The sequence below is a fragment of the Mycolicibacterium flavescens genome (assembly GCF_001722335.1).
In the GTDB taxonomy this organism is placed as follows: Bacteria; Actinomycetota; Actinomycetes; order Mycobacteriales; family Mycobacteriaceae; genus Mycobacterium; species Mycobacterium flavescens.
On record NZ_MIHA01000005.1, the window covers coordinates 183,142 to 198,110 of the forward strand.

11 protein-coding genes and 1 pseudogene are annotated in these 14,969 nt (G+C 70.3%); 1 reads left to right on the forward strand and 11 read right to left on the reverse strand.

Translation table 11 applies throughout. The features are described 5' to 3' along the window. Positions 1-5: 5 nt before the first annotated feature. The 4 genes and pseudogenes from BHQ18_RS08850 to BHQ18_RS08860 form a co-directional block, all read right to left on the reverse strand. The gene (locus tag BHQ18_RS08850; RefSeq protein ID WP_069413210.1) at positions 6-1,229 is read right to left on the reverse strand and encodes an Rv0361 family membrane protein; all 1,224 of its coding nucleotides are present in this window, start codon (positions 1,227-1,229) and stop codon (positions 6-8) included. Between the two features lie 152 nt (positions 1,230-1,381). After that, positions 1,382-2,530, reverse strand: coding sequence for a glycoside hydrolase family 3 N-terminal domain-containing protein (locus tag BHQ18_RS08855; protein WP_372516655.1), 1,149 nt, complete (start codon positions 2,528-2,530; stop codon positions 1,382-1,384). A gap of 330 nt (positions 2,531-2,860) precedes the next feature. Next, positions 2,861-3,439, reverse strand: a pseudogene (locus BHQ18_RS30460) (serine/threonine-protein kinase); the annotation flags it as partial. Next, positions 3,343-5,799 carry a hypothetical protein gene (locus BHQ18_RS08860; protein WP_069413211.1) on the reverse strand — a complete coding sequence of 819 codons (2,457 nt, stop codon included), beginning with the start codon at positions 5,797-5,799 and terminating at the stop codon, positions 3,343-3,345. The pseudogene BHQ18_RS30460 and the gene BHQ18_RS08860, both read right to left, overlap by 97 nt. 486 nt (positions 5,800-6,285) lie before the next feature. Between BHQ18_RS08860 and BHQ18_RS08865 the strand changes: the two genes are divergently transcribed. Next, entirely contained in the window at positions 6,286-6,963 is a 678-nt protein-coding gene (locus tag BHQ18_RS08865; protein ID WP_069413212.1) for a response regulator transcription factor, read from the forward strand. A 9-nt stretch (positions 6,964-6,972) separates the two neighbouring features. Here the strand turns inward: BHQ18_RS08865 and BHQ18_RS08870 are convergent, their stop codons facing one another. The 7 genes from BHQ18_RS08870 to BHQ18_RS30080 are packed head-to-tail and all read right to left on the reverse strand — an operon-like array spanning position 6,973 to position 14,894. Further along, positions 6,973-9,288, reverse strand: a complete 2,316-nt coding sequence (locus tag BHQ18_RS08870; RefSeq protein WP_069413213.1) for a serine/threonine-protein kinase — start codon at positions 9,286-9,288, stop codon at positions 6,973-6,975. Then, positions 9,281-10,009 carry a PP2C family protein-serine/threonine phosphatase gene (locus tag BHQ18_RS08875; protein WP_234794120.1) on the reverse strand — a complete coding sequence of 243 codons (729 nt, stop codon included), beginning with the start codon at positions 10,007-10,009 and terminating at the stop codon, positions 9,281-9,283. The genes BHQ18_RS08870 and BHQ18_RS08875 overlap by 8 nt, the downstream gene beginning before the upstream one ends. Beyond that, complete coding sequence (locus BHQ18_RS08880; protein ID WP_069413214.1) at positions 10,006-10,542, reverse strand: FHA domain-containing protein; 537 nt, start codon at positions 10,540-10,542, stop codon at positions 10,006-10,008. The genes BHQ18_RS08875 and BHQ18_RS08880 overlap by 4 nt, the downstream gene beginning before the upstream one ends. After that, positions 10,527-11,174, reverse strand: coding sequence for a 4Fe-4S single cluster domain-containing protein (locus BHQ18_RS08885; RefSeq protein ID WP_069413215.1), 648 nt, complete (start codon positions 11,172-11,174; stop codon positions 10,527-10,529). The genes BHQ18_RS08880 and BHQ18_RS08885 overlap by 16 nt, the downstream gene beginning before the upstream one ends. After that, the gene (locus BHQ18_RS08890; RefSeq protein ID WP_069413216.1) at positions 11,171-12,991 is read right to left on the reverse strand and encodes an AAA family ATPase; all 1,821 of its coding nucleotides are present in this window, start codon (positions 12,989-12,991) and stop codon (positions 11,171-11,173) included. Before BHQ18_RS08890 ends, BHQ18_RS08885 begins: the two co-directional genes overlap by 4 nt. After that, positions 12,988-14,190 (reverse strand): hypothetical protein, encoded by a 1,203-nt coding sequence (locus BHQ18_RS08895; RefSeq protein WP_069413217.1) that lies wholly within the window; start codon positions 14,188-14,190, stop codon positions 12,988-12,990. Before BHQ18_RS08895 ends, BHQ18_RS08890 begins: the two co-directional genes overlap by 4 nt. Further along, entirely contained in the window at positions 14,187-14,894 is a 708-nt protein-coding gene (locus BHQ18_RS30080; RefSeq protein ID WP_069413218.1) for a hypothetical protein, read from the reverse strand. Before BHQ18_RS30080 ends, BHQ18_RS08895 begins: the two co-directional genes overlap by 4 nt. Positions 14,895-14,969 lie beyond the last annotated feature (75 nt).

A 14,969-nucleotide genomic window follows, 5' to 3' on the forward strand; every position in this document is an offset into this window, starting at 1 on the left:
TCGCGTCACCTTTCCAGCGTGATCTTGGGCGGGTCCTGCGTCATGTCGGCCTCGCCCATGAGGTACGCCGTGGTCGTGGTGCTGTAGGGCCCGCGGTCGGTCTGCACCGTGATGCCCCACTCGGTGGACCCGTACAGCCGCACGGTCGCGGTGCGCGGGTCGAGGAAGTCAGCCTCGATTCCGTCGAAAGACGTTGGCGCCGTCCACTTCGCGGTGCCTTCGGTGACGCCGCTGATCTTGAAGTCGTTCGGGCAGTCCGGCGGCTCCAGTTGGGTGGAGCGCGCGCATTCGTCCGACATCTTCTTCAGTTGGTCGCGGATGGCCTTCTGGCCGGCTTCGGAGATCCCGAACTCGGGGCGGTTCATCGAGTGGCCGAGCCAGATTTCCTGCAGCGTGGGCGGTTCGTCCTTGTAGGCGGCGATCTCTATGTTCGGATTGGACGAGCCGAACTCGACCCAGCCGGGAAACAGGTATGCCTTACCGGTTTTCGGGATCGGCTTGCCGAAGATCGTCACCATCTCGACGAGTTTCTTGCTGGTCATGTTGGCGATGTTGGCGTCGACCGAGGTCACGCCGTGCTGCAGTTTCCAGTCGCCGTCGGTCGCGGCGGGCAGGGTGATCTGCTGATCGGAGGTCTTGCCGCCGAAGTCGGCGCGCACCGCGACCGTCGCGCCCTTGGCGCTGGGGTTCTCGCCGAGGATCGTGATGTTGGTGATCGGGTATTTCTCGATCTGCTTCTTGAGGATCTCGTCGGTGAGGAACGTCTTGTCCGGCGGGACCTGCGCGACGAACGACAACGCCGCTTCGGCGTCCCCGCGGGCCAACGCGTCGAGGTAGCCCTGCACGGCCTGGCCCGGGGTCTCGGCCCCTCCCCCGCCTCCGCCGCCGGCGTTGAAGATCAGCACGCCCGCGACGACGAGGACGACGACCGCGGCGGCGGCGCCGACACCGATCAGCAGACCTTTGCGGCGCTTGGGCGGGCGCGGCTGGATCTGACCGGGCCCGAACTGGTTCGCGTACTGGTACTGCGGCGGCCCGGCGAACTGCTCGGGTCCCTGCGGGTAGTCCGGATACGGCTGCTGCCACGGTGTCTGCGGCGGGGGCGGCGGAGCCTGCGGGGGCGGCGGGGGCGGCGGTGGGAGCGGCGCAGGCGGAGGAGGTGACGGTGGCGGCTGACCGGCCGGTCCACCGATCGGGTTGGGCCCGCCGAAGTTGTGGCCCTCGCTCATCGGCACGGACCGCCGAAGAACACTCGCATCGGAAAACCCCCGACGGTCATGCGCACATGCGCTCTACACGAACAGTGGCCCCCGAGCGGAACAGAGGCCACAAAAATCCTAAAGGCGGCATGGGTATGGTCCGTGCACAAATTTTGCGGGGGTCAGCCTCCGCAGTGGGCCGGCCGCGGTGACTTCATCCGCGCGACGTTGCTCACCGCCGCGTCGACCCGCTCGGTACCCAGCTGACCTGCGGTGACGGCCTGCTCGAGCGCGTCGAGCACCGCGGGCACCTCGTCGGTGGTGATCCACAGCGCGACGTCCGCGCCGGCCTGCAGCGCCCGCAGCACCGCCTCGGCGACGCCGTAGCGCTGGTTGATCGCGGCCATGCTGGACAGGTCGTCGGTGAACACCGGCCCGGTGAACGCGGGTCCGCCGTACCCGCCCGAGCGCAGCAGGTCGTAGGCGGGCTTCGACAGGCTCGCCGGGTCCGAACCCGTCAGGCCCGGCACCTCGAGGTGGCCGAGCATCACCGCGACCGGCACGTCGTCGGTCAGCGTGCGGTACGGGATCAAATCGTCGTTCATCAACTGGTCGATCGCCGGGGTGCTGACGAAACCCGTGTGCGAATCGCCCGACCCGTGCCCGTGTCCGGGGAAGTGCTTGAGCACCGGCAGCAGCCCCGCCTCGCGCAGCCCCTGGGCGTAGGCGCCGGCGAACGCCGTGACCTGCTGCGGGTCCGAGCCGAACGAGCGGTCGCCGATGACCGTGTTGTCCGGGGCGTCGGTGACGTCGACGACGGGCGCGAAGTCGATCGTGATGCCCATGTCGCGCATTTGGCGGCCGCGGTCGAGCGCGATCGCGTACACCTGCTCAGGGGTCATGGTGGCGGCCAGCTCCCGCGGGGCGGGCTGCGAGCCGATCAGGCTCGACAACCGTTGCACGCGACCACCTTCCTCGTCGACGCTGACCGCCAGCGGCAGCGGGGCCGCGGAGTCCGCGATCGCCTTCAGTTCACCGTTCTGCAGCATCGACCGGTCGGTCCAGCTGCCGATGAAGATGCCCCCGACGCGGTGGTCGGTGACCACGGCGCGGGCGTCGTCGGCGCCGGTGACGCCGACCATCAGAAGCTGGGCGAGCTTGTCGCGCAGCGGCAGCGCGGTGGCCGCGACGGCGGGGTCCTCGCAGCCGGGTACCGGCGCCGGTGGCGGCGGGGCGGGTTGCGGCGCGGCCGACGGCGGTTGCGCCGCAGGGGTGTTGGACTCCAGCCGCGGCTTGACGACGATCCACCCGGTCACCGCCAGCACCGCCACGACGACCGCGGCCAGCGCGACCGGCACCCAGCGGCGCGTCGTGGGCCGGGGTGGTTCGGGCTCGCGCGGCGGCGGTGGTGTGACCGCTGCACCCGCCCGCTTGAGTTCCGCGGCGAACTCACGACACGACCGGTGCCGGTCGGCGACGTTCCTGGACACCGCGCGGGCGATCACCGGATCGAGCGGCGCCAGGTCCGGTCGCCGGTCGGCGAACCCGGACTCGATAAAGCTGCCCGGTGCGCTGCCGGTGAGCAGGTTGATCGCGGTGGCGGCCAGTGCGTACTGGTCGGTGCGACGGCTGAAGTTCTGCCGCGGGCGACCGGTGGCGAAGTCGGTCAACAGGATTCGGTAGGCACCCGAGAACGGGTCGGCGACCATGATGTTCGACGGTTTGACGTGCCGGTGCACGAGTCCGCGTTCGTGTGCGTGGTCGAGCGCCGCGGCGACGCCGTCGACGATCGTCGTCACCCCCTCGACCGGCATCCCGTCGGGGTACCGGTCGCGCATCAGGCGGGCCGCGTCGGGACCGTCGACGTACTCGGTGGCCACCCACAGCCGACCCTCGGCCTCTCCGTGGCCGAGCACCCGGGTGATGTTCGGGTGGTCGAGTCCGGCCGCGGCCTCGACCTCCCGGCCGAACTGGGCGCGGAACTGCGGGTCGGCGCAGACGTCGGCGTTGAGGATCTTCAGCGCGACCTGTCGTGAATCCTGTTGCCGCTCAGCGAGGTATACGGTACCGGTGCGGCCGGAGCCGAGCCGGTTCACGATCGTGTGACCGGCGAACACCGCGCCGTTGCTCAGGGCCACGCGGCCTATCGCTTCTGCAGCATCGTGGTGCCGTCGCTGCCCCTGGTGTGGCTCAACATCTTGGCGAAGCAGTGCTCCCAGTCGAAGTTGTGGTCGGCGCACCAGCCCAGTGCCTGTTCGCCGGAGTTGAACGGTACCCCCGACACCGTGACCCACCAGGTCCGGTCACTGTAAACCGGCCAGTCGCCCGACCACAGCAGCCTCGCGTTGGGGAACTGCTGGCGCATGGCCAGGTGCTCGCGCAGGATCTCGGGGTTGGTCCAGGTGATGCCGTCGGCGAACAGCCCGGGCCGCTTCGAGCTGAGCTGCGGCTGCCACACGTTGAGCAGCGTCGCGTCGAGGACCGACCGGTCGGCGGCGGCGATGTCGACGAGCGCGGACTGCACCGCGTCCTCGAGGTTCCCGTATTCGGGCGCACCGGCCTTGTCGGCGGTCACCTCGGTCGCCGAGCTCGCCGTCGAACTGGGTTTGGCGTCGTACGCGTCGCGGTGCGCGGTCAGTTCCAGGTTCCCGCTGATCGCGTCGGCGGTGCGCCAGTAGGTGCCCGCCGGATAGGTGAAGTCGACGGTGGTGCCGCCGCCGCCGACCGCGATGGGTGTCTTGCCGAGGTCGAAAACACCTGAGGCGACTTCGTTTCCGGCGTCGTCGACCGCGGTGACGCGGAACCCGCGGTTGACCAGCAGGTCGCCGTTGTCGCAGCCGGGGGTGATGTGGGTGGTGATCGTCAGGCCGCGGTTGGTGAACCGCACGGTCTCTGGCTGCAGCAGCGGTGCGACGTCGCAGGGGGTGACCTCGTCGACCGCGGGCGGCGGGGCCGCCGAGCCACCTCCCCCGGAGGCCGAGGTGGAGCTCGGGGTGTCGTCGGACCGGGTCAGTGCGAAGATCGCGGCCGCCGCGACGATGCCGACGGCGACGATGGCCCCGGCGATCATCACCGGATTCCGCGACGCCTGGCGGGACGGCGGCGCACTCGTCGGCGGGGCGGCACCGCCGACCGGGCGGGACACCGGCGGGACGGGCGCCGATTGCGTGGCCGCGAACGGCGACACCGGCGGTGGGGTCGCGGCGAGCGCCTCGGTCGGGATCGCCGTCGTCGGAGGTTCGAAGGCTGGGTGTTCGAACGCGGTTGTCGGGCCAGAGGTGGCCGCCTCCTCGGCCTGCCGGAAGGCGTACGCGGCGAGTTCACGCGCCTCGGCGGCGATGGTCTGCGCGGTGGGCGCCGGCGGCCCGACGGGAAACCGCAGGCACAGCGTCGCCATTCCGGCGATCATCTCCAGCGGATACCGGCCGAACGACCGTCCGCGGTACTGCGGCGGGACGGTGCCGTCCTCGCTGGTGCCGATCGGCGCCATCAACGCCAGGGTGTCGGCGCTGTGGGCACCGAAGATCATGGTCTGCAGACCACCGCCGGGCACCGTGAAGTCCTGGCGAAAAGCGTTGTCGCCGACATGGTCCCACCCCATCTCGCGCAGCCGGGCGGCCAGCTCCGGGGGCACGTCGGCGGATGCGGGTGCCTGCCCGGAGAACGACGACAGCTCCCACAGCGGCACCATCCGCGCGTTGGCGAAGATCGTGGCCACACCCGCGGGCACGTCGCCGCGCGTGCCGATGGCCCAGGCCCACTCCGCAGGCATCTGCTGGACCGGGGTGAGGAGCGTCTCGATGACGGTCTGTCCGTCGCCGCCGATCACGAAGAACGCGAGCAACGAACCGGTGGGGCCCTCGAAGCCCATCCACATGCCTTCGAGGTCCGGCAGAGGGCCCGCACCTCCGCCGTCGGCCACCTCGGTGTCGCGGAACCTCGGCGCAGCCGTGAGGAATGCCTGCACGTGCTGATCGAGCGACCGCGGCCCCCACGACAGGATGATCAGGCCGCACGCGTTGAACATCCCGTACGCCAGCTGTTTTGGATCCTCCTCGGCCAGACCGGGATCGGCCAGCGGGACCTGCGGGTCGGTCGAGGCCGGCTTGGCGGCGCCCGACGACGCCTGCACGGTCAGGGCATTCGGCCCGGCGAGCGGTGCAGCCGCGGCGGCCGGCGGTGCTGACGGCAGGGTCCCGCCGTTGGCGGCCTGCTCGGCGGCGCGCAGCGCCCGCGGTATCGTCCAGCGCTTCCAGAAGACCTTCTCGACGTGGCTGATCATCCCGAACTGGGTGTGCCACTCCGACAACCACATTCCGATGGTGGTGAGGTCATCGCCCTCGGGCTCGAAGACGTTGATCGACAGGATCGGCGGCTTGGCGCCGCGGAACTCGAAGCCGCGAGGCGAGTAGTTCAGCGTGCCGTCCCCGTCCACGCGGCGCCAGCCCACGCGCGAGAACCGACTGTCGCAGACCTCCATCGCGCGCTCGGGCTCGAGCGTGGTCGCGATCGTGAGCTGTCGCCGCGCCAGCAGCGACAGAATCCACATCGTGACCAGAATGCCGAACAGCACGAAGATCAGTGCAGCCGCGGCGTCCATTTCACATCACCTCAATAGTGTGCAACAGCAAGCGAATTGGTATGTCGAGGCCTATCTCCGGTTGCTGCCGCACGTGGCGCGCTTCTGCAGTGGGCGGTGACGTTTGGGGCAGTCCGCCATGGCGGGTCCTTCCTGCGGGCAGGCGCCCGCGCTTACGGGCATCAATATTTTGCTCGTCTTCCAAGATCAGGCATATACGCCGTTTGACCGACACAGTTTCGTCGGTACCGATACGCCAGTATCGGCCGGGGTGGTAGTCTTCGGCGGCCGAAGGCTATCGCGTTAGCGAGCGCCACACCTGACCTGCGGTCATGGCCGGTCGCACGCGGTAGCTGAACAGTTGTGTAATAGCTGAAGGATTTGACGCATGCGACAATCCGTCAACGCCGTTCATGCAGCCCGGCACCAGGTAAATATTGCGGAGTCAACGATTGGTTGATCTAATCGACAAAGCACTGAATTAGCTGAGAGTGGGGGGTTCGGATCGTGCCGGGGGCTACGGACACGCAAGCCGACGTTTCGGTCGCGGTAATCGACGGCCACGACGTGGTGCACGCCGGCATCGAGGCGTGGGCGACGGGAAGCCGACCCCGGATGAAGGTGGTCGGGCACTACTCGCATCCGCGGGAGTTCATCGATCACCACCCCGCCGCCACCCCGGCAATCGACGTCGTGCTGTTCGGCCTCAAATACGAGGGCGCCGGCCCGGAGTTCGACGCGCTGCGGGAGCTGTGCGCCCGCGGGTTCCGCGTCGTCGTGTACTCCTACCTCAGCGGTGACGAGATCATCCTCACCAGCCTTGACGCCGGCGCGGTCACCTACGTGCTGAAATCCGAGAGCGGGCAGCACCTCGCGGACGCGATCTACGCGGCCACCACCGACACGCCGTACGTCGCGCCGTGCATGGCGCAGGCCCTGCGCAACGGTGAGGTGCTGGGCCGGCCACGGCTGAGCACCCGCGAGCGCGAGGTTCTGGTCGCCTGGTGTCAGACCGAGAACAAGGACCGGGTCGCGCGGCGGCTGTTCGTCGAACCCTCGACAGTGCGCACGCACTTGCAGCGGGTCCGCGCGAAGTACGCGGCCGTCGGCCGGCCGGCCCCGACCAAGGCGTCGCTGATCGCCCGGGCCATCCAGGACGGCATCGTCAACGTCGACGACCTCTAGACCCGTCAGTCAGTTCGCCGCCGCCGCGATCCCGATGACGATCAGGACCACCACCGCCACCGCGACGATGCCCAGCGCGATCAGCAGCACGAAGCACAGCGCCGAGAGCGCCAGCGGCACCAGACACAGCCCGCCGAAACCGATCGCGGACTTGGTCGCGGTGTCCGCCAGCCGCGAATCCATCTCCGCGAAGTTGACGATGACCACCATCAGCACCAGCGCGGCGATCGCCAACACCAGGGCGACCTGCTGGAACGTCGCGCTCGGGAAGTTGAGGATCTCGTAGACCCAGCTGAACGGCCACTCGCGGGTCTTGGGCACCTTCGGGGTCAGCATGATGTGCGCGATCAGCGCCGCGACGGCGATGGCGGCCGCGCCGAGCGCGCGCAACGTCAAACCGTTCTTGATCTCCCGCTGACGCGCCCGCGCGGCTTCGGCGGCGGCGGCTTCGGCGGCGAGCTGCCGTTCGTGTTCGGCGGCTTCGGCGGTGGCGCAGGCCTGGTCGTAGTGCCGGGCGAGGTCGACGACGCCGGTGGCCAGCGCGGTCGCGGCGATCTGGCCGGGATCGGCGTCGGCGCTGTCCGGCGGGGTCTGGCGTGCGCCCGGTCTGGCCTGCGTGCACAGCGCGGCGAACCAGTGCGGGCCGCTGCGGTCGAGTTGGTTGAGGTCGCGGCGCAGATCGGCCAGCACAGCCGGTGACAGCAGCGCCGCGCGCGCGACGCCCTGAGCGCGGATGATGCGCCGCGCCATCGCCTCGCGCACATCGACACCCACGTCGACGCCGGCCACCCGCGTGGCCGCGGCCTGCACGATCGCGGCCGCGGCGGTGTCGATGCGCTGGTCGATGTCCTTCGCGTACCGCGACAACCGGGCCAGCGCGTAGTACTCCCCGGACTGGCCGGCCGGTCCGGCGTTCTCGTCGAACTGGGTCGCGACGAGCGCCGCGATCACGTCGGGTTCCAGCGTGTGCAGCAGCGGATCGCGCGGCCACGTGTCACCGGCCTGCAGGTAGCGCACGGCCAGGTCGCGCGAGTTGATCCGGGAACCGCGGTAGATCACGTCGCTGCCGCGGTAGTGCGCGGCGAACTCCAGGATGCGCGCGTCGATCTGGGACCGCCGGCCGCCGATCGGGGTCAGCAGGTTGGTCTCGATGTGGGTGTCGCGGACGTCCTCGCGGATCCAGGCGCGCAGCGCGTCGCACTGCTCTTTGGAGGTGAACAGCGACACCGCCGCGTCCCAGTTCGTCACCATGTGGGCGGCCAGTGCGACCGGATCGGTGAAGCGGCGCCCGTCGAACCGGAACGCGGCGATCGGCCCGCCCGCGCGGATCGGCGTCGCCCGTGCCGCCGCGACGGGCGGGGTGTCGCCGTCGAGCCACGCGTGGATCTGCGGGGCGCTCCACCGGTCGGCCGGATTGTGCACCAACAGCCCGCGGCACAACAGGTTCCAGCGCGGGTCGGCGACCGCCGACAGGTCGATGTCGCCCATCGTGATCGCGTGCCGGATGGCGTTCTCGTCACGCAGCGGCCGGCCCCTGCCGTCCTTGAACGGGTGCTGTCCGGTCAGGACCTCGCACATCATCATGCCGACTGCCCACCAGTCGCGGCTGCGGCCGGCGTTCGGCGTGTTGAGGGTTTCGGGCGACTGGTACACCAGGGTGCCCTTGATCCCGCCGCTGGTGTCGCGTCGCGACTGCCGGGTGGCGGCCAGTTCGGCCGCGATCCCGAGGTCGGCGAGCACGAGGTCGAGCGGTTGGCGCCGCCGGATCAGGATGTTGGCGGGTTTGATGTCGCGGTGCACGATGCCCATGTGCTGGTGGATGTACTGCAGCGCGTCGGTCATCTCGACGAGGATGTCGAGCGCGAGTTGCGGGGCCCGCCCACCCGAATTCGCCAGCAGCGTCTCCAGTGAGCCCTCGGGCAGGTAGTCCATCACCTCGATGAATCGCGGTGCGCCCCAACCGTGGTAGGTCGACCGGGTGACGGGCAGGACGTGCGCGGGGTCGGCCGCGGCGAGGCGGTCGACGAACGCCTGCGACAGCGTGATGCCGCGGTGGTAGATCTTCACGACTTTGCGCGCCCCGTCGCGGCGGCGCTGGATGACCGCGACGTTGGCCTCGCCGCCGGAGTCGAGGTCCTCGACGAGGTCGAAGTCGGCCTCCAGGTAGTCCGGCAGCCGCAGGGCGCTGCGCGGCGGGGCGGCGTACCGCGCGTCGCGGACGGTGGCGGGGCGCGCATCGCGCGCGGTGGGCGGGCGTTGGTCGCGCGCGGTGGGCGGACGCTGGTCGCGCGACGTCGGCGGACGCCAGGGAGGTGGTTCAGTCATGCACTGCCCCCACAGAGATCAACGCGAACGAGAAGTTGTCGTGGGCGCCGCCCTGGCGGGTGGCGTCGACGATCGATTCGGCGACCTCGGCGAAGTCGGCCTTCATCACCGCGGCGCGCAGACCGGCCGCGGTCATCACGCCGCTCACCCCATCCGAGCACAGCAGATAGCTCGTGCCGTCGCGGGGGCACAGCGTCACGTGCGGTTCGACCGGCAGCCGCTGGCCGAGCGACTGGGTGATCGTGCTCGTCGGGCGACCCTCGGCGTCGATAATCGCGTCGTCGGTCGAAACCTGCTGCAGGAAGCCGCTGTTCACGCTGTAGATGCGGCTGTCGCCGACGTTGAACACCGCCACCTCGCGGTCGAGCACGCAGATGCCCGCGATCGTCGTGCCCATTCCGCGCAGGTCCGGGTTCTGCCCGACCTGGAACACCCGCTCGTTGGCCTGGTGCAGCCCGGCCACCACGTCCTCGGGTGTGCGCCACGTGGTCGACACGTCGGCGATCACGCCGAGCGCCACCCGGCTGGCCAGATCTCCGCCGGCGTGTCCGCCCATCCCGTCGGCGACCGCCGCGACGAACGGCACATCGTCCGAGAACTCCATGCTGACAACGGTTCCCACCGCGGCCTGGCAGGTCCAGCCGCCGAGCAGCAGGGCGTCCTCGTTGCGGGTGCGGACCAGGCCGGTGTCGGTGAATGCGGTGGCGGCGATGCGGCTCACTGACCGGTCCCCCCGATCGATACGACGGCGCGCAGGTGGGCGCCGAAACCCACGACGTCGCCGTCGGCCAGTGCGGCAGGCCGGTATTCGTCGATCTTCTCGCCGTTGACCGTCGTCCCGTTGGTCGACGCCTGGTCCTCGACGAACAGTTGCCCGTCGCGCAGGGTCACCTTGGCGTGCAGCCGGGACACGTTGGTGAAGTCCTCGATCGCCGCGCCGCAGCGCTCGACGTAGTCGCGCCCGATGGTCAGTTCACCGGCGTCGACGGTGACCGGCCCCCACGGGAACCGCAGCTCCACACCCGATGCGGGCTGGTTCGTCGCGATGTAGGCGGCGGCCTCGGCGGCGTCGCGCCGGGCTCCGGTCGAGTGCAGAGGGCACGGGACCGGCATGTCGCATCCGGGTTCGGCGCACGAATCAGTCTGCGGGTCACCGCTGTCCACGTCGGGCTCGACGGGTTCGAAGCAGCCGGGCTGCTCGCACACGTCACCGGAGAGCCGGCCGTGGGCGCGGCACCTCATCGGGGTCGCCATGACACCTCCGCGAGCGCGACGCCGGCGCCGGCCAGGGCGGTTTCCAGGCGGCGCAGATCGCCGCGGCGCGGGACGCCGATCATCCACACCTGCCCGTCCTCGACGGTGACCTGCAGGGGTGGTTGTTCGGGGCGGGCATCGAGGTACGGCGCGTAGCGCTGCCGCCCACGCTCGCTCAGCGGGATCAGCCGCTGGTTGGCCGAACCGCGCCACAGCAAGTCGGTGGGTTCGGCGACGGCGAAGGGCCCGACGATCACCGCGTCGATCAGGTCGCCCGCCCAGGGGAGGACCGCGTGGAAGTCGGCTTCGTCGCGGCCGGTGTAGCACAGCACGTCGCCGGTGAAGACCCCGTCGCGGCGCAGGGCGTCGACACCTTCGAGCAGGGCTCGTAGGGCGACGGGCTGTTCGGTCGGTTCGCCGCCGGAGATCGTCAGCCCGTCGACGTCGCCGAGTCCGGTGAGCCACGCCAGCACGTCGTCGACGTCGAGCGCGGTGCCGTCCCCCGGTGCCCAGGTGTCGCGGGACACGCAGCCCGGGCAGCCGATCGAGCAGCCCTGCACCCACAGCCCCGCCCTGGTGCCCGGTCCGAGCGCGGTGACCGGGTGGTGCAGCCGGGAGATATTGATCCTCATCGCAGTTCGAGTTCCCAGTTCTGCCCGAGCTTGGTGGCCTGCGCGATCTCGACGGGGACGATGTCGGGCATCGCGAACAGCGCGCGTGACAGCGGGTTGATCAAAATGGTCTCGATCGCCGACACGACGCCGCGTCCGCCGTTGTTGGAGTCGGCGGTGGCCGCGGCCCGGATCGTGGTGCGCGCCTCGTCGGACATCGTGATCGGCACCCCGAACCGGGTGGACGCGGTGTCCAGGGCCCGCGAGATCGACCCCTCGGCGATGTCGGCGAGCACCTCGGTCGGCAGGAAGTTGAACACCACGACACCTTCGCGCAGGCGGTTGTACAGCTCGGGGCGGCCGAGGGTCTCGCGGAAGTGGATCTCGATGTAGTCGCGCACCTTGGTGTCGATGGCATCGGGCGGGTCGGCGATCGTCACGTTGTTGACCGGCCGGCCGTCGGGCCCGGGGATCACGATGCCGAGGTTGGTGGTGAACACGATGATCGACTCGGTGAAATGCACGGTGGCGCCGCGGCCATCGGTGAGCCGGCCATCGTCGAGGATCTGCAGGAACTTGTCGAGGATCCGCGGGTGGGCCTTCTCGATCTCGTCGAACAGGATCACCTGGAACGGCCGCGCCCGCACTCCGTTGGTGAGCTCACCGCCGGCGTCGAACCCGACGTAACCCGGCGGCGCGCCGATCAGCCTGGCCTCGTTCTGCTCGGCGGCGAATTCGCTCATGTCGAAACGCAGGTAGGCCTTCTCGTCGCCGAACACGATCTCGGCGATCGCCTTGGCCAGCTCGGTCTTGCCGACACCGGTCGGACCGGCGAAGAACAGCACCCCGCGCGGCCGGCTCGGCTGACCGCGCATGTGTGCGCCACCGAGGCCGATCGCCGCGCGTTTGAGGATGTCGAGGGTGCGGATCACCGCGTGCGGCTGCCCGAGCACCCGTTCGGCGAGCTCGACGTCGGCACCCGCGATACGTTCGCGCAGTTCGGGTTTCACCCACGGGTTGTCCGGCACACCGATGCGGTACGCGCGGACGGCGTCGGCGATCTCGGTGGCGGGCACCTCGCTGGCGGCGGCCAGCGCGCAGATGTCGCGGATCGCGCGGCAGTGCAGCCCGTGGGTCAACTCGGCGAACGTCTCGACCAGGGCGTCGCCGTCGTCGGCCGGGAAGCCCGGCACCCGGCGCAGCATCAGGTCGCACATCTGCAACCGCGCACCCAGATCCGGTGTGGGCACCACGGTGGTGCGGATCGCGTGGTTGCCGGAGCTGAACCAGGCCGGCAGGTCGCCGGGCTGGTCGATCAGCCAGACGATCACCGGATAACTGCCACCGAAACGCACAGCGTCGTAAGCCAATTGGTTGGCCGCCGCCAGAAACGTGCGCTGCTCCTCGGTCAGCGGATCGTCGAACAACCGTCCGGCGTCGGGGAACATCAGCGCGATCGGTGCGCCGGGGTCGACGCCGGGCTGCACGGCGGTGAGCGCCTCGAGCACCTGCCGCAGCATGTCCCACGACAGCCGGGCCCCGAGTTCGAGGTTGTTGACCGCGCCGAGGATCCGGCTGGCGTCGGGGGTGAAGGAACCGGTCTTGTCGGCGACGACGGCGAGCCCGGCCGAATGCGTGTAGGTCAGCATCGCCGCGAAACCCTGCTCGCGCAGCACGAACCACAGCGCGTCGGTCATCGACATCGGCCACCGCCGCCCGGCCGGGTCGTCGAGCAGATACATGTCGCGCAGGTTCCCGGTCAGGATGAGCTGCGGGTGCATGCGGGTGGCGAGGTCGATCTCGCGGATCCAGGCCGGCCGCTGCTGCGGCGCGGTCACAGCGTCCGCCTCTTCTCGGCGGGCTTGGCAGCCCTGGCGGCCGAGGGTTTCACGAGTTTGTCGTCGGCGACCTTCTGCACGGCGTAGGCGCCCGGGGCGTGCCGCAGATCGACGTCGAGGTCGACGCCGTCGCGCTTGGCCAGCTCCACCATCTTGTCCAGCGCGTCGCAGAACACCCGTTCGGCCGCGGCGTCCTCGTCGGCGGTGGTGATCACGGCGTCGGAGCGCACCGCCTGCGCGGTGAACCGGTTGGATCCCGGCTCCAGCCGCACCTTGACCCCGTAGTGCGACGAGCCGTTGCGCGCGAGCGCCGCGTTTGCGCCCGACAGGTCGGTCGAGAACTGCGGTCCCACCACGTAACCCAGCTCCTGCAGCGCCCGGTGCATGACGCGCACGACGTGCTGGCGGTCGGCCTCGGCGTCGGCCTGTGCGACCGCGGCGTCGACGGCGGCGATGAGGTCGTCGGGCACCGCGGTCGCGTCGGCGGCGATCAGTGCGGAGATGCGGTCACGCAATGCGTCGGCGGCGGGTACCTCCGCGAGGCGGGCCCGCATGGCGGTCAACTCGGCGCGGGTCGCCGCGACCGCCTCCCGGCGCGCGGTGGCGGCGCGGCTCCCGGTGATGACCAGGTCGAGTTCGTTGAGCAACAGGTCGATTCGCGTCTCCGACCCGGCGCGCTTGATGTCGGCGACGAGTTCCTGCACCCGGGTCGGGTCGTGGTCGAGGGTCGCGAGGTCACGGATGCGACGGCCGAGACGCTCGTTGACGCGGTCCCGGTCGACGGCCGCCGGTTCAGGCGTTTGGGGGCGTGTCGATTCCCATCGTGACGCGCGGTGCGTCGTCGTCGGTTGTGCTTGTGCCTGAACGCTTTCCACGAGGCCGGCGACCTGGGCGGCGTGTGCGCTCTGCGCGGCCTCCTCGCGGGCCGCCGAAAGCGCGGTGGCCGCCTGTTCGGTCGCGGCCTGCAGGGCCTGCGCGGCGGCGGTGTACGCCGTCGAGTCCGCGTGCGCCGACGGTGGGGCGGGCCGTTCGCACGCCGGGGCGCTGCCGGCCACCTGCAGCAGCACCGCCCGGCGGGAAACGACGTCCTGCCAACGCGATTCGGCCCCCGCGTAAGCGGCCTTGGCGTCGCGCAGCATCCGGGCTTCGCGTTGTTCGGCGGTCTCGACGTGGTAGGCGCCGCCCTTGGGTCCACTCACAGCCGGCCCCGCCCACCGAAGGCCGCGGTCACAGCGCGGGTGGCGAAGTAGGCACCGCAGTACAGCAGGATCACCGTCAGACCGGCCGCGTTGCCGCCGCACGTGCCGCCGTCGACCGTGGAGACGAACACCGCGTGCGCGCCGAGCGCCACGGCCGCCAGGCTGGTCACCACGATCGGTAACCGGACAACCAGGAGCCCCAACGCGAATGCGGTCGGCACCAGCACGGCGAGCACCACCAGATCCGAGGTGGTGCCGTAGGTCAGAAACGACGTGACGGTCAGGAGCGTCTCCACCGATCCGAGCAGCGCCACGCCGAGACCGCGCCGGAACGGCTTGTGCAGCGTGACGAACGAGGCGAACGCGGCGACTGAAGCGACCGCCAGCACGAGGATCAACGCGGCCCACCGCAGCGGTGTCGCGACTCCGTTGCCGCACACCCCGGTGGCGAATGCCAGCGCGGCGGGGAAGACCAGCAAGATCGCCATGCCGTCGTAGAGCCACATCGCCGGGCCGCGCAGGAAGTTGGAGATCGCGAACACCGCCGAAGCGATGCCGATGCCGATCGCCACCATCAGCACACCGCTGTCGGTCGAGCCGGCCGACGACACCATGGCGCCGAAAGCCACCGCGGTGACCAGGCCGCTGACGAACGGGCCGATCGCGTCGGCGTCAGTTCCCAGATTCTTGGTGCTGATGCTCATCGCGGCGAGTGCTCCCAGTTATCGACCGCTCCGCTTACACGGAACATCTCATCGTCGCCGACACGGCGGGCCCTG